Origin of the sequence: Bradyrhizobium sp. SZCCHNR3119 (assembly GCF_032487775.1) — a bacterium.
GTDB lineage: Bacteria > Pseudomonadota > Alphaproteobacteria > Rhizobiales > Xanthobacteraceae > Bradyrhizobium.
Window position 1 is genome coordinate 2,244,287 of record NZ_JAUEUV010000001.1, and the last position, 20,425, is coordinate 2,264,711.

Genomic DNA, 20,425 nt, shown 5'->3' on the forward strand with positions numbered 1-20,425 from the left:
TCTACATCCTTGATTTGAGTCAACTGGACTTTACTATCTTTGTTACAAGATTGAGTTCCTTCTTGAGAACCCACTTGAGATCCGCTGGCTAAGTAATCTTCGAGACAATGAGGTCGCGACCAAACTGCAAGGGGGAGATATCGAAATGTCGATTTGGACCATCGTTCTGATCATTCTGGTGATCGCGCTGCTGGGCGGCTTTAGCGGCATCGGTGGCGGTCCGTTTTACGGTACTGGCTACTACGGCGGTGGCGGTCTCGGCCTCGTGATCGTCATCCTGCTGATATTGGTCTTGCTTGGCAAACTTTGACCAGGCGGTGGCGGCCGGCAGATGATGAGCCGGCCTGAAATGCCGCTAATTCCACGAGAATTGCGTTAAGAATGCTTCCGCCACTTCTGTTCGTCAATGGCGGTGAAGTTCGTTGAACTGGATTGGTCAGACCCAGGCAAGTCGAAGCACACAATTCAAAACACACAATTCGGGATTCCCGGAAAATGTCTCGCAATATGCTCTACTTGGTCATCGGCGGTCTCGCTGTCGTCGCCATGATCCTAGGCTATCAAGTCTACCGGGAGCGACAGAAAACCACCGGCGTCGAAATCAGCATTGGCGAGCGCGGCATTTCAATCGAGAAGAAGTAGCAGCTCTTTCCCACTGATACGGCGACAGTCGTCGCCGGAAGCTCGAAAGCACTAAGCTCGATCCACCGAAAGTTCCTATATCACCAAGACCCAGCAAAGGAATCAGACAATGTCGATCGGACTTATCCTCATCATTATCCTCATCATTTTCCTGCTTGGGGGCTTCAGCGGCCGATTTGGCGGCTACGGTTACGGCTACGGCCACGGCGGCATGGGTGTCATCGGGATCATCCTGGTTATCCTTGTCGTATTGCTGCTGCTGGGCCGGCTCTGATCCCGTCGCGGCCGACTGCGTCGACCAGACACGCCGTCCCAAAAGGTCCTATCACCAGCGTGCCGGATCCCCGACCCGGCACGCTGTCGTAGCCTTCCAGTTTGCAATTACTTCGTGTGAGGGCTCGGCGTAGAGCGCTGATTTGATTTTCTGAGCAGCCGCGAGCTGCGAGCACGGCATTCTCGCCGTGGCATCGCTAATCGGCCAAAAGGGAGCCGCTCGAAGAGATAGCCGTTCGATCAACTGGAGATCCGGATGCGCCATCCGAAGCCGACACCAGCCGCGGATGAAGAGGTGTTTGCGCCGGCGTCGGTCCTGCTGCAGCGGCTGTACGACGAGGCGCCGACAGATCACTTTACTTTGGGCTGGCTGATGGGCCGCCTGCACGAGCGCTCCTTCGGCCTCATCATGCTGCTGCTCGCTGTGGTCGCCATCACGCCGGGCGTCTCGATCGTAGCCGGCCTGCTACTTATGATTCCCGCGCTCCAGATGATCGCGGGCCAGGACATGCCGGTGTTCCCACGCCGCATCGCCGTCCGTCCGTTACCGACTCGGCACCTTGCCGCTCTGGTGCAGCGAGCTGTGCCCGTGCTGAGGTATCTCGAGAAACTCATCCATCCGCGCTGGCCGACTCCGTTCGATGCGACCAAGCGTGTCGTTGGCGCCGTTGTCGTGCTGCTGAACATCACCCTGGTCTTCACTCCGGTGCCTCTGAGCAACGTCGTGCCCGCCCTCGTCATCGCGCTGATCGCGCTGACCTATCTCGAAGAAGATGGGCTCCTGCTCTCGATAGCGCTGCTGGTCGGCGTCGTCGTGGTGGCGGTCGAGTTGGCGGCTGTCTGGGAGACCATCCTCGGTGCGAAATGGATCTTCGGCCTGTGGTAAATCACGGGGACGACCGGCTAAGGGGGCGGAGCTATGCCCTTCCCAATACCCAGCAACGGAAAGGTGCGTCCCGCAGCGGCGACCGGAGGCAGCAGAAGCGCGGCCCCGGGCAGGCTCCGAACCGAATAGCTTGATCCCAATCAACAATTCGGCCCCGTGGCAGCCTATGGTGGCAACAGCTCTAATCCGACGCCTGGAGCCGAAGCGAAATGAACACGCAGCGCGGCACTGGTGCTGCGGCCGAAAGCAGGGAAGCTCTGCCCTATGTACCGCTTCCATCGGCTGGACGCGCGGTCAGCGAGCCGGCCGTACAGCCGCGATTTGCGACGCGGCGCTGGGTTCTCGTCGGGGTCGTAACGCTGCTTCTCGCGACATCCTTGGGCATCTGGTGGTCGTTCAGCGGCAACGCTACGGTTGGTTACGAGACGGCGCCTGTCACCATCGGCAACGTTGCACGCGACATCAACGCCACGGGCTCGGTCAACCCGGAATTGACGATCATTGTCGGAACCTACGTATCCGGCGTCATCCAGGAATTGACCTGCGATTACAATACAGAGGTCAAGCGAGGACAGACCTGCGCCAAGATCGATCCACGCCCTTATCAGAGCGTCGTCGATCAAGCGAAGGCCAGTCTCGCCATTGCAAAAGCGCAGCTGGAAAAGGACAAGGCATCGCTCACCTATGCCAAGGCCAATGTCGGGCGCCTCGCCATTCTCGTCAAGACAAGGGCCGCGTCGGAGGACGCCTACGACAATGCGAGGAACGTGTACGATCAGGCTCTGGCGCAAATCACATTCGACGAAGCCACCATCCAGCAGCGCCAGGCCGTGCTCGACGCGGCACAGGTCAATCTCGACTACACCAACATCATCTCGCCAGTCGATGGCACGGTCGTTTCGCGCGCCGTCACCATGGGACAGACCGTCGCAGCAAGTTTCCAGACTCCCACCTTGTTCCTGATCGCGACCGACCTCACCAGGATGCAGGTGGACGCCAATGTCAGCGAAAGCGATATTGGCGGCATCAAGAACGGCGACAAGGCGACGTTCACCGTCGACGCATATCCCAAACGGTTGTTCGACGGAACCGTAACTCAGGTCCGCCAATCCCCGCAAACCGTGCAGAATGTCATCACGTACGATGTCGTCGTCAGCGTCAACAATCCTGATCTGGCGCTCAAGCCGGGCCTGACGGCGGCGACGCGGATCATCGTCGATCAGCGGAGCAACGTACTCCGTGTTCCGAACCAGGCATTACGCTATGTCCCGACCGGCACAGTCCTTGGCGACACGAAGCAAGCGCGCGTTTGGGTGCTCCGGGACGGATCGCCGGTGCCGGTGCCGGTTACGGTCGGGCTCGACGACGACGAGTTCACGGAGATCGTGCACGGCGACCTGAAAGTCGAAGACAGGGTGATTGTCGCGGAGCAGCGGAATTCGGCGAAAGCGCGCTCCCGCGTGCCACCACCACGACTCTAGTTGCAACAGCCGCAACGATTGAAGGCACATGGCGGAGCCGGTCATCAGGATTGAAGGGGTGTCGCGGACATATCATGTCGGCGACATAGATGTTCGCGCGCTTTCGGGCGTAAGCCTGACTGTCGAACGCGGCGAGTTCATCGCCATCATGGGCGCGTCCGGATCGGGCAAGTCGACGCTGATGTCGATCCTTGGATGCCTCGACCGGCCTACGGGCGGTCATTACTGGTTCGACGGCATCGACGTCGCACAGCTTGCGGAACCGGATCTTGCCGGCCTTCGCAGCGAGCGGCTTGGGTTCGTATTCCAGAGCTTCAATCTCTTGCCACGCACCAGCGCCATCGACAATGTCGCCTTGCCGCTCTTGTATGCGATGTCGGGCCAGAGCCATGCGCGCGCACGCTTCGAGCGGGCTCGCGCAGTTCTGGACAAGCTTGGGCTGCGCGATCGGGAACGCAACACGCCAGGCCAGCTGTCAGGCGGCCAGCAGCAGCGGGTTGCAATCGCCCGGGCCCTCATCAATCAGCCGAGCCTGCTGCTGGCGGACGAGCCGACCGGCAATCTCGATACACGCAACTCCAACGAGATTATGCAGACGCTCAGCTCGCTCAACCGCGAACAGGGCGTCACCATCATCGTGGTGACCCACGAGCCTGATGTCGCGGCCTTTGCGGATCGCGTGCTGACCATGCGCGACGGCCAGATCATCTCGGATGTGAAGAAGACGGAGCTCGCCAAGGCACCCGAGCCGGCGGGAGAGGCCGCGGGCAAATTGGTCCAGTTCAGAGAACCGCCGATCTATGTTGGAATGTCGGGCGCGTCATGGCCCTTTGCCTGGATGGTGATGACGGCGGCCGCCGAGGCGATCTGGCGCAACAAAATGCGTTCAGCGCTGACGATGCTCGGGGTCTTCATCGGCGTCGCCGCATTGATCGTCATGGTGTCGGTCGGCCAGGGAGCGAACGAGGCGGTCCGAAAAGAGATCGCAAGGCTCGGGACCAACCTCGTGGTTATCCTGCCGGGCGCCGCCACGAGCGGGGGTGCTCGGGGCGGCTCCGGAAGCGCTTCGACACTTACCGTTGCCGACGTGCGAGCAATCCGACAGGAAGCGCCTGCTGCCGGGGCTGTAAGCTACCTCATCCGCCAGTCGGGGCTGATCCGCTTTGCGAACCAGAACTGGACCACCGGCATCCAGGGCGTGAGCCCCAATTATCCTCCGATGACGAACTGGCAGATCGCCGCAGGGCGGGCAATCACTCCGGAGGATGAGCGAAGCTCGGCGCTGGTTGCGGTCCTCGGCGAGACCGTGCGCCGGCAACTCTTCGGCACCTTTCAGAACCCGATTGGCGCCATGGTGCAGGTGAAAGGTGTGTCGTTGCGGGTGGTCGGAATTCTCGACTCCAAGGGACAGACATCCTTTGGACAGGACCAGGACGATCTAATCATGGTTCCGTTCACGACGGCCGAGCGCAAGATTATCGGCGTTGCGTCGCCAAGCCAGCAGCAAACCGCGATCAACTGGATTTATCCGACGCCGCCGAATCCGTACGGGCTTCAACCGCGCATGACCGGGTTCGTAAATCAGATTTACGTGCAGGCGTTGGATCCGACCGGCGTCAAGGCGGCGATCGACCAGGCCACTGAAATCCTGGCGCGGCGTCACCACATCAGGCCAGGCACCATCAACGATTTTTCCGTGAGAAACCTCAGTCAGATCGCAGAGACCGCCGAAGGCAGCAGCCGCATCATGGCGCTGCTCCTGGCCGCGGTGGCGTCCATCTCGCTTGTGGTCGGCGGCATCGGCATCATGAATATCCTGCTGGTCTCGGTGACGGAACGAACGCGGGAGATCGGACTACGGATGGCGATTGGCGCCCGAAGATTGCACGTCCTGCTGCAGTTCCTTGCCGAGGCGATCTTCATCAGCGTCAGCGGCGGCATCGTGGGAATTGTCATCGGCGCGGCGTTGTCCGTCGCCATCTCCGCCCTCACGGGCTGGCCGGCGCCGATATCTCTGGCCGCGATTGCCGGCGGGTTCCTGTTCTCGGCAGCCGTTGGCATATTCTTCGGCTACTACCCCGCGCGAAAGGCCGCTCGGCTCGATCCTATCGAAGCGCTGCGCTACGAGTAGGCCGCTCAACTTTGACGCAACCTTCGTAAGACGGGATCCGCTTGAGCCGCTTACCCGCGCGGAAACGGCGAGAGTTCATCACGCGTCCCAGCGTTCGCCTTTTTTGCCGGCTCCTGCAAAAAAGACCCGGCATTTCTGCGGGCCTTCTTGTTGAGCGTTAAACGGGTTGGACTTAAAAATCCATACCACCCATGCCGCCGCCTTGAGGCATCGCGGCTCCACCGGCGTTCTTCTTCGGCAGCTCGGCGACCATCGCTTCGGTCGTGATCAGCAGAGCCGCAACAGAAGCCGCGTTCTGAATCGCCACACGAACGACCTTGGTCGGGTCGATGATGCCCTTGGTGACGAGGTTGCCGTACTCGCCGGACTGGGAATCAAAGCCGTAGCCGTACTGGTCCTTCTCCAGGACCTTGCCGACGATGACGGAGCCATCCTCGCCCGCGTTGATCGCGATCTGGCGCGCCGGATAGGATAGCGCCTTGCGCACGATCTCGACGCCGGTCTTCTGGTCATCGTTCTTGGTGCGAAGTCCCTTGAGATGCTCGGAAGCACGCAGCAGGGCGACGCCGCCGCCCGGCAGGATGCCTTCCTCAACGGCCGCGCGGGTTGCATGCATCGCGTCGTCAACGCGATCCTTGCGCTCCTTCACCTCGACCTCGGTCGCGCCGCCGACGCGGATCACCGCGACGCCGCCCGCGAGCTTGGCCAGACGCTCCTGCAACTTCTCACGGTCGTAGTCCGAGGTGGTCTCCTCGATCTGCGCCTTGATCTGCTGAACGCGCGCCTCGATGTCGGCCTTCTTGCCGCCGCCGCTGACGATGGTGGTGTTCTCCTTGTCGATCATCACCTTCTTGGCGCGGCCAAGCATGTTCAGCGTCACGTTTTCGAGCTTGATGCCGAGATCTTCCGAGATCGCCTGGCCGCCGGTCAGGATCGCGATGTCCTGCAGCATGGCCTTGCGGCGATCGCCGAAGCCCGGAGCCTTGACGGCCGCGACCTTCAGACCGCCGCGTAGGCGGTTGACGACCAGGGTGGCCAGCGCCTCGCCCTCGACGTCCTCGGCGACGATCACGAGCGGCTTGCCGCTCTGGACCACGGCCTCGAGCAGCGGCAGCAGTTCGTTCAGCGACGACAGCTTCTTCTCGTTGATCAGGATGTAGGCATCGTCCATCTCGACGCGCATCTTGTCGGCGTTGGTGACGAAGTAGGGCGAGATGTAGCCGCGGTCGAACTGCATCCCTTCGACGATCTCGAGTTCGGTCTCGAGCGATTTGGCTTCCTCGACGGTGATGACGCCCTCGTTGCCGACCTTCTTCATGGCGTCGGAGAGGAACTTACCGATCTCAGCGTCGCCATTGGCCGAGATGGTGCCGACCTGGGCGATCTCCTCATTCGAGGTGACCTTCTTGGAGTTCTTCACGAGATCGGCCACCACGGCTTCCACCGCGAGGTCGATACCTCGCTTCAGGTCCATCGGGTTCATGCCGGCGGCAACCGCCTTGGCGCCCTCGCGCACGATCGCGGCGGCGAGCACGGTCGCGGTGGTGGTGCCGTCGCCGGCTGCATCCGCCGACTTGGAGGCAACTTCCCGCACCATCTGGGCGCCCATGTTCTCGAACTTGTCGTCGAGCTCGATCTCCTTGGCGACGGTGACGCCGTCCTTGGTGATGCGGGGAGCGCCGAACGACTTGTCGAGCACGACGTTACGGCCCTTAGGACCGAGCGTGACTTTGACCGCATTGTTGAGAATTTCGACACCGCGCAACAGCCTGTCGCGCGCATCGACGCCGAACTTGACTTCCTTGGCCGACATAATGATCTCCGTTTTCAACCGTAAAATCCGAAAGACCGCGCGACTTAGCGAGCTCCCTAGGCACGTGATTTCAACTTGCGCGCCTTATCCTTCTTCGAGATGCCGGCTGCTTAGGATAAGGAAAACAGGCAGACTGGCGCTTAGGCGACCTTCTTCTTGGCGACGGGCAGCTCAGCGGAGCTTGTCGAGATCGAGTGGTCACTCACGAGCTGCGTCAATGCGCTGAGCGTCAGCCAAATCGGCCGGGCTGATCGAAATCATCTCCATCGTTGAAGTTCGCGGCGGCGCCGCCGGCACCATGATCATAGTGGCAACCCGGCGAAACGACGCGAACGACAATCCTTCGATCATCTCCTCATCGGTGATGATCTCGTAGGTACCCGGAGGCAGGAGGCGGTCGATTCCCTTGATCCGGAAGGGATGTTTGAAGGTTACTACTTCGCGTCGGGAGCGCATGGTCATGACCGGCTATCCTTCAGAAACAGCCTTGCATCGGCGCTATCGTGAAGCAATCCGTTTACCGTGCTCTTTGTGCCCAGCTTGGCTATCTCTTTATCAGGAGATGGCTGCGAAGTCACCAAATTCAGGGCAATCGCGGATTTGTTGTCGATGCCGGCGCACGAGATGCTTGCTAGCGCCAAATGGAGAAATGCGAACTGGCGATCGGCGAGCGCCGCGACTGTGGAAGACGAAATGTTATCTCGCAAATCTACCAGTAGAGATAGACCTGTGGCGGTTGGCTGCAACCGTCAAGGCGAGATGGATCTGCGGGCAAGCACGTCTCCAGTTGAAAGAGAAATTGGGTCTCGATCCCTTCAAGGGACTGTCCTGGCACGGGACTGTCCTGGCACGGTCTTCGCCGTCACGCTGTTATGACGATCATTGCTCGCACCTTCTTGCAGCACTGCCGTGTTGCCAAGACGGGGCGGAAAAGCGCATCGACAGCCCCCCCTCGAGCCGCAGCCTGCCGGTGCGGCCCGCCGCCATCGCGCGCTCATTCTTCGGCTATCAGGTTCGCGATACCCATACTGCGGAAGACGGGTCAGCAAAAAGCAACGGCGTGAACAACTCTGCCAAGCTCGTGTTAGCGCGAGGCACCTTTATGATCGTGCAGGAAACGGGCGATCTGCGTCTTCAACACGGCGGCATCACGCGATTTGCCTGAGGCCGCGTGCTCAAAAAGTCTGCGCTGGACATCAGTAGGCAGATCATTCCATTCGCTGACAAGGGCAGTACCCAGACATTCCAGGACTCTGCGCTCCACGTCCCGCAACTCGCCGGCTTCATAGGGTAACGGCCACGCCACCTCCTGCGCTCCGCCTTCCTCGTCCCAACGGTCGAGCGCGGTTGCCATTGCTTCCCCTGACGTTGGCCTTCGACCTTTTTTGACCATTCTATATAATCGCACATATCGGTATTAAGCGCCATACGCTCGATCGCGGGTCGATCCGAGGCCCGATCGTTCCAGTACGAGAATGCCGCGGCCGCGGAACTCGGTAGTTCGCCGGTCGGCTATTGCAACGCGGCGTAAAGGCTCAAGGCTCATAATGGATGTAATCGTTACACCTGCAAAAGGAGACACGGTTTGGCAGCTGACGGACCTGCTCGGCCGCTCGATGGGCCGCATCACGACAAGCGCTCCCGGTCAGTTCATGATCCATCCGGAGGGCCACGCTTTGGAAACTATGGCCGGCATACAGCAAGGGCCGCACGCCTCGCTCGATGCCGCACTGGCTGAGATCGAAAGGCACACCCGGGGCCCCTGCCGTCGAAATCCTGGTGAAGAAGATCCGTCTTAGACGGCGCCTAACAATCCAGCTTGGTCGGCAGAGTATCCTATACTTACTGCGAGAAGATCTATATGTCTTACAGGTAACGCCTTGATCTTGCCGCTCAATATCCATGCGTTCCGCCCGACCTCAAGCACCCGGATTGCCGGATGACGGGCCCTTCGGTTCCAATAGAGGGACGTGCGGATATTCGCGTGAGGACCGAGGCGAATATGGGCTCCGGCGGATGTCACCGCTCGATCATTTGCGTTGCCGTGTTCGCCGAGATCCTTTGGCGACGGCTCGGCTCGACGCAACCATGACAGTGCGGAGGGAACCGGCTTGAGCCGCTTGGTCATCGTCTCCAACCGTGTCGCCTTGCCGGGAGAAGGTGCGCAGCGCAGCGGCGGGCTCGTGACCGGCCTCGTCGACGCTCTGCATCAGGCTGGAGGCTTATGGTTTGGGTGGAGTGGCAAGCTAGGAGAAACAACGAAAGAGCCGAACGTTTTTGAGACCGAGGGGGTGACGTACGCCACCGTCGATCTTACCCGCGCGGACCATGACGGCTATTACAGCGGCTTCTCCAACGCGGCACTGTGGCCCTTATTCCACTATCGGCTTGACCTCATGAACTTTACCCGCCGGGACTTGGCCGCCTATCGGCGGGTGAATGCCCTGCTCGCCGATATCCTCGCACCCTTGCTCAGGCCGAGTGACCTCATCTGGGTTCATGACTACCACCTGATCCCCATGGCCGAGGAGCTTCGCCGCGCCGGGGCCACACAGCGGATCGGGTTTTTCTTGCATACGCCGTTTCCGTCCTTGGGCGTGTTGGCAGCCCTTCCCCACTATGGCGATCTGCTGAAATCACTATGCGCTTACGATCTCGTCGGCTTCCAGACGGTGGAGGATTTGACCGCCTTCCATGACGCCATTGTTCGCTGCGCAGGAGGCAAGGTTTCGTCCGATGGCAGCGTTCAGGCTTTCGATCGCGTTCTCCGCGCCGGCGCGTTCCCGATTGGCATCGATACCGAAGCCATCGCCGAAATGGCCAGCCGCGCTGCGAAATCCCGCACGGCACACCGGCTGCAGGAGAGTCTCCGGGGACGCCAGCTCATCATCGGGGTGGACCGGCTCGACTACAGTAAGGGACTGGAACACCGGTTCAAAGCATTCGCCGGGTTTCTCGACGCCTATCCCGAGTACCGCAACCACGTCCGATTCCTGCAGATCGCCACCGCGACACGCAGCGACGTTCCTGAATACCGTGAGCTGCGGCAGAGGCTCGGTGCGCTGGCGGGCGACGTGGCCGGTCGCTTCGCGGAACTCGATTGGGCACCGATCCAGTATTTGAACAGGAGCTTTTCCCAGCGCTCGCTCGCTGGCTTCTTTCGGCTCAGCCGCGTTGGTCTTGTCACTCCATTGCGCGACGGAATGAACCTGGTTGCCAAGGAGTACGTCGCTGCACAGGACCCTGACGACCCCGGCGTGCTCATTCTCTCGCCCTTCGCGGGCGCCGCCTATGAACTCGACACTGCCGTGATCGCCAACCCGTACGACCCCGACGCCGTCGCCGAAGCATTGCAGACAGCGCTGGGGATGCCACTTGAGGAGCGGCGTGAGCGTTGGGGAGCCATGATGGCGGTACTGCGCCGCAATAGCATTACGGCGTGGCGCGAGAGTTTCCTGGGGGCACTCGGCCGCTAACTCCGATGCCATTCGACAGGAAAGGGGCATCTGTGTAGCGGCCGCGACCGGTCTGCTTCGAGCATCGTATTCCTTCTCGTAGCGTCTATCAGGCGCGCGATTTTCTCTCCTGCTCTATCGTCAAGCTTGTCAATCGTCGCCCCTCCGCGACCGCTCTTGGCGAGATTGGGATCGGCAACCGTTACGGTTGAATATGCGCGGCGTCTGCGCTCAATCGTCACAAACAATGCGCTCGGCCCACCAGCTTTCGGCGAGCGATGCAAGCTCATCGAGTATGCTCGCTCCTTAGGTCAGCCTCGCTGACATGCTCTCTGCGCTTGCGGCTTCGGCATCGTGACCGGCGTTCCGCCTTCAAATAACTCAGCCATTTCTTGCGCTACATCAACGCCGGCGCGATCGCGTAGAGCACCATTTTCGCGTTCTTCAATCAGTGGAGAGAGCAGATGAGCGTTCCGAGATTGTGGACCACCAGCCAGGAGCCTGCATTCGCCCCCTTCCGGGCCATGCGGCGTGAGGTAGAAAACGCCCTTCGCGCTTTCGATCAGGGTTCGTCCTCTCCCAGTATTGGGGCAGGCGCGCCGCCAATCAATGTGGCTGAAACCAAGGATGCGTTCGAAGTGACCGCCGAACTTCCCGGCGTGGACGACAAAGATATCAAGGTCAGCCTGGACGGCAACCAGCTGGTGATCTCCGGCGAGAAGAAGGCGGAGAGCATGAGGGATGAAAAGGACTGGCATGTCGAGGAGCGCAGCTACGGTTCCTTCTATCGATCGATGTCTCTGCCTTTCGAGCCGGAAGAGGGAGCCGTCGAAGCTCATTTCGACAAGGGCGTGCTGCATCTCGCTATCAAGAAGCCAGCCAAAGCCGTGAAGACCACCAAGACGATCGACATCAAGACAGGCGCTCCACCGAGCGCGAGTCCAGTATCGAATAAGGCCGCTGCGCCGGGCAAGGCTGCCTAGTCCTGCACCGCAGTCGTAACAAGCCGGAGATCCGAACCGAGAAAGCCGGTTACGGTCTCCGGGCTTTGTGATCCCACTTTCCTGCCGTGACGAGATGTCGCCGCCGATGAACTGTCGCCCCGAAAGAGCCGCCCGTTACGGTTCTGCGATACGATGAGGGTTCCGATGAAGAAGCCAGTTCACTCAGTTGACGAACCTGAGCAGAAAGTACGACGTGCCGACAGGCCGCCGACGGAAGGATTCGTGGTCATTGTCGACGGGCACTTCAAGTCGGAGTTTGGCACAGTCGAAGCTGCGGAATCATCGGCCCGCAAACTTAAATCGAGCTATCCGATGCTCAAGATCGAGATTTATGACACCGTCACGAAGGCCAGAACCTTATTGGACTAAGATACCCAACTGTCGCACCGTTCTGATCGGGAGCGGCAAGTGGTTTAGAAAATAGTTGTATTCCCTCTGCGAGACCGGCTGCAGCTGTGAGGCGTCACGTCAGGCTTTGCTTCTCCCTAACAATTTCCGCCAACAGCTTGTGTACTCGCTCATCGTGAAATGCGATTCCGAAAAGAGCCAGAACGACTTGACCGGGCGGAAGCTCCTCATCGCCCCTTGCCTGCCGGATGAACATTTCCATTTCACCATTTTCGCGAACGACGATAGCCGCGTCGTTGGCGCGGAGATCAATGCGGGTTGGCCGCTTTAGTCCGAACATTTTCAACTCCTGTTGCGCTTTCACGAGATAACACAACTCACAATTCGTGGAAAGAATACCGGAGAAGTCACTCCTGATTGATCCCCGGCCGGGCCTACACCCAGTCGACGCAAACACGCTCCTAGCGGGCGACTCCGTGGCGATATCGATGCTTTCGAAAGAGAGGCTTCATGATGGGGAGGATTGAACCGCGCCAACTTACGGGTTCACCGGATGGGTTGCATATCGTCCGGCAACGTCTTTCGCGAGGCGGGCGAAGGGTGCGTCTTGAGATTACGAAGCCAGCCGAATTCAACTCAACCCGAACCGTCGAACGAACCACGTCTTCACGACGTGCGTCAGGATGACATAGCTTGGAAGAATAAGCCCGAGCGCGATCCAGTAGGTCGGTGGTAGCGGGACGAAACCCAAAAAGCTTGCAAGCCAGGAGTATGGGAGAGCGACCCCAATGACGGCAATGATCAGTGTTGTCGTAATGAGCGCCGTGCTGGCTCGACTCTGGAAAAACGGAATCTTGGCCGTGCGAATAATGTGGATGATCAAGGTCTGCGTAAGCAGGGATTCGACGAACCAGCCCGTCTGGAACAATGCCGGGTTATTCCACGCATTGAAGACGTAGAGCATCGTAAAATAAGTGACATAATCGAAGATCGAGCTGATCGGACCGATGAACAGCACGAACTTCGTGATGTTGCCGATGTCCCATCGCCGCGGCACCGCCACAAATTCCGGATCGACGTTGTCCGTTGGGATCGCGGTCTGCGAAACGTCGTAAAGCAGGTTGTTGGTAAGCACCTGAATCGCCGTCATCGGCAGAAACGACAGGAAGATACTGGCTCCTAGCACGCTGAACATATTACCAAAATTTGAGCTCGCCCCCATCTTGATATACTTGGTAATGTTGCCGAACACCTTACGTCCCTCGATGACGCCGTCGCCGAGCACCGCCAGGCTCTTCTCGAGCAATATGATATCCGCGGATTCCTTGGCGATGTCGACGGCGCTGTCGACGGATATGCCGACGTCTGCAGTCTTCAGCGCAGGCCCATCGTTGATGCCGTCCCCCAGGAAGCCGACGACGTGCCCCTTGCGGTGAAGTGCATCGATGATGGCGGCCTTCTGCGACGGCGACACCTTGGCGAACACCGTCGTGGTCTCCGCCAGGTTCGCCAACTCTTCCGGCGACAGCGCCGACATCTCGCTGCCGAGAACGATCCGGTCCACGGAAAGACCAACATCATGACAGATCTTGCGCGTGACGATGTCGTTGTCCCCTGTCAGGATCTTCACTTGCACACCGCCAGCCTGTAGCGCAGCAATTGCGGGGGCGCATGTCTCCTTCGGAGGGTCAAGGAATGCGATGTAACCGAGCAAGGTGAGATCGGCCTCATCAGCGACAGAGTACGCCGCCTGAGTTGCCGGCATCTCCTTGGTGGCGACGGCGATGACCCGAAATCCGTCCGCGTTGAGCTTTGCAGTCGTTTCTTTCGCGGAGGCCAGATGGCTCTCATCGAGGAGGCCGGTCTCGTCGCCGATCACGTAGTGCCTGCAAACCGCGACGACTTCTTCGACGGCACCTTTACAGATAAGGACATGAACCCCGTCGTCGCGCCCAAGAACGACGGACATCCTCCGCCTCTCGAAGTCGAATGGTATTTCGTCGATTTCGCGGAACCGCTCCCGAACCTTTAGGCCACCTTCGAGATCGCCGTGCTTCAGGACCGCGACGTCGAGCAGATTCTTGAGGCCGGATTGGTAATAACTATTCAGATAGGCGTACTCAAGCACGCTGTCCGAATCGGCGCCCCTGATATCAAGATGACGCTTGAGGATAATCAGGTCCTGAGTGAGTGTGCCGGTCTTGTCCGTGCACAAGACGTCCATGGCCCCGAAATTCTGGATTGCATTGAGACGCTTAACAATGACCTTCTTTCGGGACATTGCCATCGCACCCTTTGCCAGATTGACCGTCACGATCATCGGCAGCATTTCAGGCGTTAGACCTACCGCTACGGCGACCGCAAACAACAGCGCTTCGAGCCAATTGCCCTTGGTCACGCCATTGATCACAAAGACAAGCGGCGCCATCACGAGAATGAACCCCAGCATCAACCAGGTAAATCGACTGATGCCCTTGTCGAAGCTTGTCAGCTCCCGCGTCTCGGCGATTGCCTTTGCTACGATGCCGAAAGCAGTTCGCGGACCGGTCAGCACCACGACGCCGCAGCCGATTCCGCTGACCACAGCGCTACCCATAAAGCAGATATTGGGGAGATCAAATGGCGTCTCAGCCGTGCCTTCATGAGCCGCCGCAAATTTCTCAAGCGGCATCGCCTCGCCAGTGAGGGTCGATTGGTTGATGAAGAGATCCTTGGCCGAAATCAGCCTGAGGTCGGCGGGGATCATGTCGCCAGCAGACAGCAGAACGATGTCGCCAGGCACAAGTTGATCGATCGGAACATCGACGTGGTCAGCACTCCCCTGTCGGCGCACAGAAGTGGTTATCGACACCATCTTCTGTAATTCGTCGGCAGCTTTGTTCGACCGATACTCTTGAAGGAAGCCTAGGGCGATGCTCAGGACAACCATGATAGCGATCATCACCGCTGCATGCTGATCGCCGAGGAAATAGGACGCCGTCGCCAACGATAACAGAAGGATATTCAACGGATTGATCGAGCGCACAGCAAGCTCGCCGAGAACCGTATGACGCGCTTGTCGAGCGATCCGATTGAGCCCGACCGCGCGGAGCTGCTCCTCGACCTGGTCAGGCGCGAGGCCCGCCGTCGTGCTGGACATCCGCTGCAAGGCCTCGTCGGGCGAAAGACGAGCGACTTCGGCCAGAGCTTTTCCGCTCTGGGCAGATCCTTCGGGCGTGCTCGACGGCGACGGCACAGGGACCAAGGCAGTCGCAATCGCTATGGGATCCCGCTCGTTCAAGAACATATCTCCTGCACCGAAGGGATCCGCTTGGACCAATGAAAGGATCTGCTCGGGCGAGTACGCGCATTCTCCCGAGTGCATCGGACCAATGTTCGCTACGACAAGAAGCGACTAATTACGAAGGATATCGGCTGACGATGAGTGAACTTTGATGAGGATCAAAGGCTTCTCGTTCCGCACATCGAAGGCGGCTGCCGCGTCTGGATATTCTTCAAGAAGCCGCAAACGTTTGCCACCGCGCCGTCGGAACAATCAAGAACCGGGTGAGCCGCGCTCACTCCCGGCTTTCGCAACTCTTGCGGCTCGGCAACACCCCGCTTCAGCACACCGATCAGCAGCGGGCTAGCGGCGGGGGCTTGATCCTTATCAACAAGAACATGTACTGCGATGCTAATCATTTTTCGCAACTATCAGCACCCGCGCGAAATGGACGCCTAATACCTTCTGCTCGTCTTCCGGGAGCGACATAATGAGCCGCCTGCACTTGGAGAGTCACGCCGTCGAACGCATTGGCTGGCTCAGAGCCGCGGTTCTCGGCGCGAACGATGGAATCATCTCAACGGCCAGTTTGGTGTTGGGCGTCGCATCGGCCGCTGCTTCGCGAAGCGACATACTGCTGACGGGGATCGCCGGCCTGGTCGCCGGCGCGATGTCGATGGCCGCCGGCGAATACGTATCGGTGAGTTCGCAATTGGATACGGAGCACGCCGACATCGCGCGGGAAACCCGGGAGCTTTCGACCGATCAAGCCTTCGAGATGGAGGAACTCGCGCAGATTTACGTCTCGCGCGGACTCGAGATCGATCTTGCGCGGGAAGTTGCGAAGCAGTTGATGGCAAAAGATGCGCTGGGCGCGCATGCGCGGGACGAACTCGGGATTTCGGCGATCACGACGGCGCGCCCCATTCAGGCCGCGCTTGCCTCCGCCAGCACGTTTTCGGTGGGGGCCGCGGCGCCTCTGCTCCTGGTCACGGCCTCGCCAGTGAACGCACTCATTCCCGTCGTTTCGGTGGGCTCGCTGATGTTCCTTGCGGTTCTTGGTGCTATCGGTGCAAAGGCCGGTGGCGCAGGTTTGCTCAAACCGACGCTGCGGGTGACGTTCTGGGGCGCATTTGCAATGGGTCTAACCGCTGGTATCGGCGCAATGTTTGGCAAGGCCATCTGATCGGCCCACATCGACCGAGCGGCTATTGGATAGCTCCGGCTGCCAGCACTCTGATCGCGCAGGTTGTTCGATTCGCTCGCCGCAATAGCCAATTCTGCGACACACACGGAGTTCGACCTGGACCAACCAATGGTTCTATGCGGCCATCTCGTTGGCGCGAAGGGCAAGCTCGGCTCCCGACCGAATTTCAGAATGTCACACTCGGCTCCCGACACGTCCAGCCCGGGGACCGAAAAGCGAAATTTGCAATATTTTTCAATGTCAGATGGCGGAGAGAGTGTCCGACGAACTCATGATTTTCCACGTTCGCCGACAACCGCTGCTGACTCCATATCGCCTTTAAATACAGCTTCTTCTTTCACTCACGTCCGCTATTGTTCCTACCAAATCGCCCCGAGCCGTGCTATTTTTGGGGACTGACTTGGGGACCGGACTGAGGGGGCGAACATGGCCAGCAAGCTCACGGCGCGCAAAGTCGAAACCGCCAAGCCGGGCAAATACAGCGACGGCGGAAACCTCTATTTGATCGTTTCGGAGACAGGGGCTCGCAAATGGGTTCTGCGGTTCACCTGGCGCGGTCGGGCTAAGGAAATGGGTTTAGGCAGCGCAGCGAGCGTCCCCCTCACCGATGCCCGCGAGAAGGCCGCCAGCGCGCGGCGGAAGATTGCTCAGGGGCTCAACCCAATCGAGGAGCGCAAGCGGGACGGCGGCATCCCGACCTTCGGCGAGATGGCCGACGACGTGAGGGAAACGCTTTCGGCCGGCTTTCGGAACGAGAAGCACATAGCGCAATGGAAATCAACGCTGGAGACCTACGCCGCTCCGCTGCGCGCGAAGCCGGTGGACACTATCGCCACAGACGACGTGCTGGCGGTGCTCAGGCCGATCTGGACTACGAAGGCCGAAACCGCGTCACGGGTGCGGGGGCGGATCGAAAAGGTTCTGGACGCTGCCAAGGCCAAGGGCTTCCGTGTAGGCGAGAACCCCGCGCGGTGGCGCGGCCATCTGGATCACCTGTTGCCGCGCTCCATGAAGCTGGCTAGAGGGCATCATGCCGCGATGCCCTATGAGGAAGTCGCGGGCTTCATAACGAAACTGCGAGAGCGGGAAGCCAGTTCCGCGCTCGCGCTGGAGCTTTGCATTCTCACCGCGGCACGTTCCGGGGAAATTCTCGGCATGCGCTGGCCTGAAATTGACCTCGACAGGAAAATTTGGACGGTGCCTGCCGAACGGATGAAAGCCGGCCGGGAGCATCGCGTCCCCTTGTCCTCACGGGCAGTCGCAATCCTTCGGCAGCTTGAACAACTCAGAAGCGGTGATTTCGTATTTGCCGGACAAGCACGCAATAAGCCGCTTTCGAACATGGCGATGGAAATGGTGTTGCGCCGCATGAAAATTGAGAATGCCACTGTCCACGGTTTCCGCTCCAGCTTTCGGGATTGGGCGGGCAACATCTCGAATTTCCCTCGCGAGATTACGGAAACCGCCTTGGCACATGTCATTGGCGACAAAGCGGAACAGGCTTACCGGCGAAGCGACGCGCTGGAGAAACGCCGCAAGATGATGGAGGCTTGGGCGGCATTCTGCGAGCCAAAGGCCGCAGGAAATGTTGTGCAAATCGGCAAACGAAAAACAGTCGGAGGCTAAATAGGGACGCCATTTGCACAAACGGGCCAATCCTATTAGTTCTTGAGAGCGCGGGGCCGGTCGGCCAACCGTCGCCGGACATCCATCACCGCCGTCCGGCTCGCCCCGCGCGCAGCTTTGCTTCGGCGGTGGATGGTTGCGGTGGCGTGAGAACCGACAATAAGGCATATCGCCTAGGCAAATCACTGATACAGTTCAGTGATATCGAACGAGTTTTCGACGCTTCCACCATACGCGAGCTTGCCCACACGGCAAAATTGTCACCAGATGCCGATCTTGACCGCTTCGCTCAAAGCGTCCGAACAGATGTGCGCCTTTTCGTCGAGGAAAAGAATCGGCTGAATCTTGCGGATTTGAGCGCACAAATAAAGCGTCTGTACCAACTGACTACACGTGCCGAACGTGGCAACGACAAAGCCGCACACAATCTCGCGCGAGCTCTTGACTCGATGTCGAACGACGTTTCGACTTGGCTCAAACGCTGCACGCCGCGAGCCGTAAATATTCCAACTACAGCCGAAATTATTTCAGCGGGAACGCGTCGGCACGCCCTTCGGAGAATGATCGGGATTCTGAGCTATGGCGGAACTGTAGTGAAGGCCCGTAAACGACCAAACGGTCGACGCTCATTATCATACGAACCGCTACTCAGGGCACCCGCTCAGATAAAAAGAGGAGCGCCACGGCAAAAAGCTGAAAGGGAATTCGTGCGTTGGCTTGCGCTTACCTACGCAACAACAACCGGTAAATCACCGCCGCCCACAGCGAACTACAACCAAGAAATTCGAGGGCCGTTTTCTAGATTTGTACATCGGTGCTTCGAATTAGTTGGCGCGAGAACCGGCGGCGTTACGGAACTGATCAATGAGCACGGAAATATACGACTAGGAAAGCGGCCTCGGCAGCGGAATCCTCGCAGGCAGGTCAAGCCGACCTAGCATTGTCAGCGAATTGTGCGTGATGTAGGTCCGCATTCATTCCGGCTAGAAATCGCCATTGCCCGCACACACGTGGGCTCAGTCGCCGGGACTAGCCCGGCCTTTGACGGCGAGAATCAACATGAACTCCCCACTTGCTTACAGCATCGCCGAGGCGTGCTCCGTGGCCCGCGCGGGCAGAACCGCAATTTATGCAGCAATTCGCGATGGCGAGCTGACAGCGCGAAAGCGCGGCCGCAAAACGCTTATCTTGCCCGAGGATTTGCGACGTTGGGTCGAGGGCCATCCGGCTATTGAACCTAAGCGATCCTCGAAATGAGAAGCCCCGGCGCGGTGTTGCGACCGCATCCGAGGCAATTGTCAAAACTTCCAGATAAGGATTTCCGACAATGAGAACTCTACACCGTAAGGCCCAGCGTTGCCAGTATCCCGACCTATTCGACTGGCTTGCCGCACAGGATTGCAGCGTCACTGATCGTCTGGTCCGGTGGGTGGCCCGTCGCTGCAGGGTTTCCCTTTCGCTCGCAAAAACAATTGCTGCCAACGCCGGGCTCTTGAATTCGGAGCACGACCGATGACCGGCGCATGGCCGATTATCGGCCCGCAGAGCTTCTCTGGCTCGACTTCGATCCTACCAACGGCCAAATCGCGATCAGCGTCGCGAACGATTACGGACGGCTTTCCGGGCCATGGGGGGGCGCGTCATGCGCAGACCTCCTGAAAGCCCACGGAGGGAACACCAGAAAACATTCGCCGCGGAGGCGGATCAGCGCACCTACACCGGTGCTAAGCTGGACTGGATGACTGCGCTCAGTGCGGACCCGGGCCTCGACGCCAGAGCCTTTGAAGTTGGATTCTGCATCGTGCAACATGTCAACGCCCGGACCGGCTGCGCCATGCTGTCCGACGACACCATCAGCGACAAAACTTGCATTCCCAAGCGATGGGTGCTCAGAGCCCGCGGAAGCCTGAGGGATGCGGGCTGGATCGATTGGCGGCGCACCAAGTCGGCCAACATTTATTGGACGCTTGGGGACCGCATTAACGCCGTGACAGACCACCAGACAATTCTCAAAGAAAAGCGCACTGAGAGGCAAACAAAAGCGACAAAAGCCCGCCAGGAAACGCCACCCGCGGCGTATCTCAAATCTCAAGTAACGCCACCGCTGACACGTCTGGAAACGCCACGGGGGGCGTATCAAGAAACGCCACCTATGGCGAACATACACCTTAGTGATTACACCATCAGTATTACACCTTCAGAAGAGGCTTAGCCTTTCAATGACAGTTGTTGAGAGAGGCGAGCCATCCCAAAATCATCGAAATGGGAAAAATGGGGAAGCGGCGCATTTACAAACC

At 59.3% G+C, this 20,425-nt stretch carries 18 protein-coding genes and 1 pseudogene; 14 read left to right on the forward strand and 5 right to left on the reverse strand.

Features of this window, described 5'->3' with window-relative positions:
* The first annotated feature begins 145 nt into the window (after positions 1-145).
* The 6 genes from QX034_RS10595 to QX034_RS10620 all read left to right on the forward strand — a co-directional run bounded on the left by QX034_RS10595 (position 146) and on the right by QX034_RS10620 (position 5,413).
* Complete coding sequence (locus QX034_RS10595) at positions 146-310, forward strand: DUF3309 family protein (protein ID WP_315702624.1); 165 nt, start codon at positions 146-148, stop codon at positions 308-310.
* Between the two features lie 185 nt (positions 311-495).
* Entirely contained in the window at positions 496-642 is a 147-nt protein-coding gene (locus QX034_RS10600) for a hypothetical protein (protein WP_316173805.1), read from the forward strand.
* A gap of 109 nt (positions 643-751) precedes the next feature.
* On the forward strand, positions 752-916 hold the full coding sequence (locus QX034_RS10605; RefSeq protein ID WP_315702622.1) for a DUF3309 family protein: 165 nt from the start codon (positions 752-754) through the stop codon (positions 914-916).
* A gap of 255 nt (positions 917-1,171) precedes the next feature.
* On the forward strand, positions 1,172-1,801 hold the full coding sequence (locus QX034_RS10610) for an exopolysaccharide biosynthesis protein (RefSeq protein WP_316173807.1): 630 nt from the start codon (positions 1,172-1,174) through the stop codon (positions 1,799-1,801).
* A gap of 209 nt (positions 1,802-2,010) precedes the next feature.
* Positions 2,011-3,282 (forward strand): efflux RND transporter periplasmic adaptor subunit, encoded by a 1,272-nt coding sequence (locus QX034_RS10615; RefSeq protein ID WP_315762472.1) that lies wholly within the window; start codon positions 2,011-2,013, stop codon positions 3,280-3,282.
* A 58-nt stretch (positions 3,283-3,340) separates the two neighbouring features.
* Entirely contained in the window at positions 3,341-5,413 is a 2,073-nt protein-coding gene (locus tag QX034_RS10620; protein ID WP_315702620.1) for an ABC transporter permease, read from the forward strand.
* Positions 5,414-5,585: 172 nt separating this feature from the next.
* On the opposite strand, the gene groL is transcribed toward QX034_RS10620, so the two are convergent.
* Positions 5,586-7,226, reverse strand: a complete 1,641-nt coding sequence (groL, locus tag QX034_RS10625) for a chaperonin GroEL (RefSeq protein ID WP_316195358.1) — start codon at positions 7,224-7,226, stop codon at positions 5,586-5,588.
* A 198-nt stretch (positions 7,227-7,424) separates the two neighbouring features.
* Positions 7,425-7,688, reverse strand: a complete 264-nt coding sequence (locus QX034_RS10630; protein WP_315702618.1) for a hypothetical protein — start codon at positions 7,686-7,688, stop codon at positions 7,425-7,427.
* A gap of 123 nt (positions 7,689-7,811) precedes the next feature.
* Here QX034_RS10630 and QX034_RS10635 point away from each other — a divergent pair.
* Positions 7,812-8,290 (forward strand): annotated as a pseudogene (locus tag QX034_RS10635) (IS701 family transposase); the annotation flags it as partial.
* Positions 8,291-8,310: 20 nt separating this feature from the next.
* Here the strand turns inward: QX034_RS10635 and QX034_RS10640 are convergent.
* Positions 8,311-8,580, reverse strand: a complete 270-nt coding sequence (locus QX034_RS10640) for a hypothetical protein (protein WP_315769385.1) — start codon at positions 8,578-8,580, stop codon at positions 8,311-8,313.
* 757 nt (positions 8,581-9,337) lie between these two features.
* Here QX034_RS10640 and otsA point away from each other — a divergent pair.
* The 3 genes from otsA to QX034_RS10655 all read left to right on the forward strand — a co-directional run bounded on the left by otsA (position 9,338) and on the right by QX034_RS10655 (position 12,054).
* A complete protein-coding gene (otsA, locus tag QX034_RS10645; RefSeq protein ID WP_315744164.1) occupies positions 9,338-10,702 on the forward strand; it encodes an alpha,alpha-trehalose-phosphate synthase (UDP-forming) in 1,365 nt (454 codons plus the stop codon).
* Between the two features lie 443 nt (positions 10,703-11,145).
* On the forward strand, positions 11,146-11,664 hold the full coding sequence (locus QX034_RS10650) for an Hsp20/alpha crystallin family protein (protein ID WP_316195360.1): 519 nt from the start codon (positions 11,146-11,148) through the stop codon (positions 11,662-11,664).
* Between the two features lie 165 nt (positions 11,665-11,829).
* A complete protein-coding gene (locus QX034_RS10655) occupies positions 11,830-12,054 on the forward strand; it encodes a hypothetical protein (protein ID WP_315702614.1) in 225 nt (74 codons plus the stop codon).
* Between the two features lie 94 nt (positions 12,055-12,148).
* Here QX034_RS10655 and QX034_RS10660 read toward each other — a convergent pair whose 3' ends face one another.
* Together QX034_RS10660 and mgtA are read right to left on the reverse strand one after the other, a co-directional pair.
* The gene (locus QX034_RS10660) at positions 12,149-12,373 is read right to left on the reverse strand and encodes a hypothetical protein (protein ID WP_315702613.1); all 225 of its coding nucleotides are present in this window, start codon (positions 12,371-12,373) and stop codon (positions 12,149-12,151) included.
* A 291-nt stretch (positions 12,374-12,664) separates the two neighbouring features.
* A complete protein-coding gene (mgtA, locus tag QX034_RS10665; RefSeq protein ID WP_409977464.1) occupies positions 12,665-15,319 on the reverse strand; it encodes a magnesium-translocating P-type ATPase in 2,655 nt (884 codons plus the stop codon).
* A 466-nt stretch (positions 15,320-15,785) separates the two neighbouring features.
* Here mgtA and QX034_RS10670 point away from each other — a divergent pair, with 466 nt between their 5' ends.
* The 4 genes from QX034_RS10670 (at position 15,786) to QX034_RS10685 (ending at position 20,340) form a co-directional block, all read left to right on the forward strand.
* On the forward strand, positions 15,786-16,481 hold the full coding sequence (locus tag QX034_RS10670) for a VIT family protein (RefSeq protein WP_315702611.1): 696 nt from the start codon (positions 15,786-15,788) through the stop codon (positions 16,479-16,481).
* A gap of 447 nt (positions 16,482-16,928) precedes the next feature.
* Entirely contained in the window at positions 16,929-18,128 is a 1,200-nt protein-coding gene (locus QX034_RS10675) for a tyrosine-type recombinase/integrase (RefSeq protein WP_316195361.1), read from the forward strand.
* A 1,059-nt stretch (positions 18,129-19,187) separates the two neighbouring features.
* Entirely contained in the window at positions 19,188-19,385 is a 198-nt protein-coding gene (locus tag QX034_RS10680; protein ID WP_316195362.1) for a helix-turn-helix domain-containing protein, read from the forward strand.
* A gap of 385 nt (positions 19,386-19,770) precedes the next feature.
* Positions 19,771-20,340: a hypothetical protein gene (locus tag QX034_RS10685; RefSeq protein WP_316195364.1), complete on the forward strand. Its 570-nt coding sequence runs from the start codon at positions 19,771-19,773 to the stop codon at positions 20,338-20,340.
* Positions 20,341-20,425 lie beyond the last annotated feature (85 nt).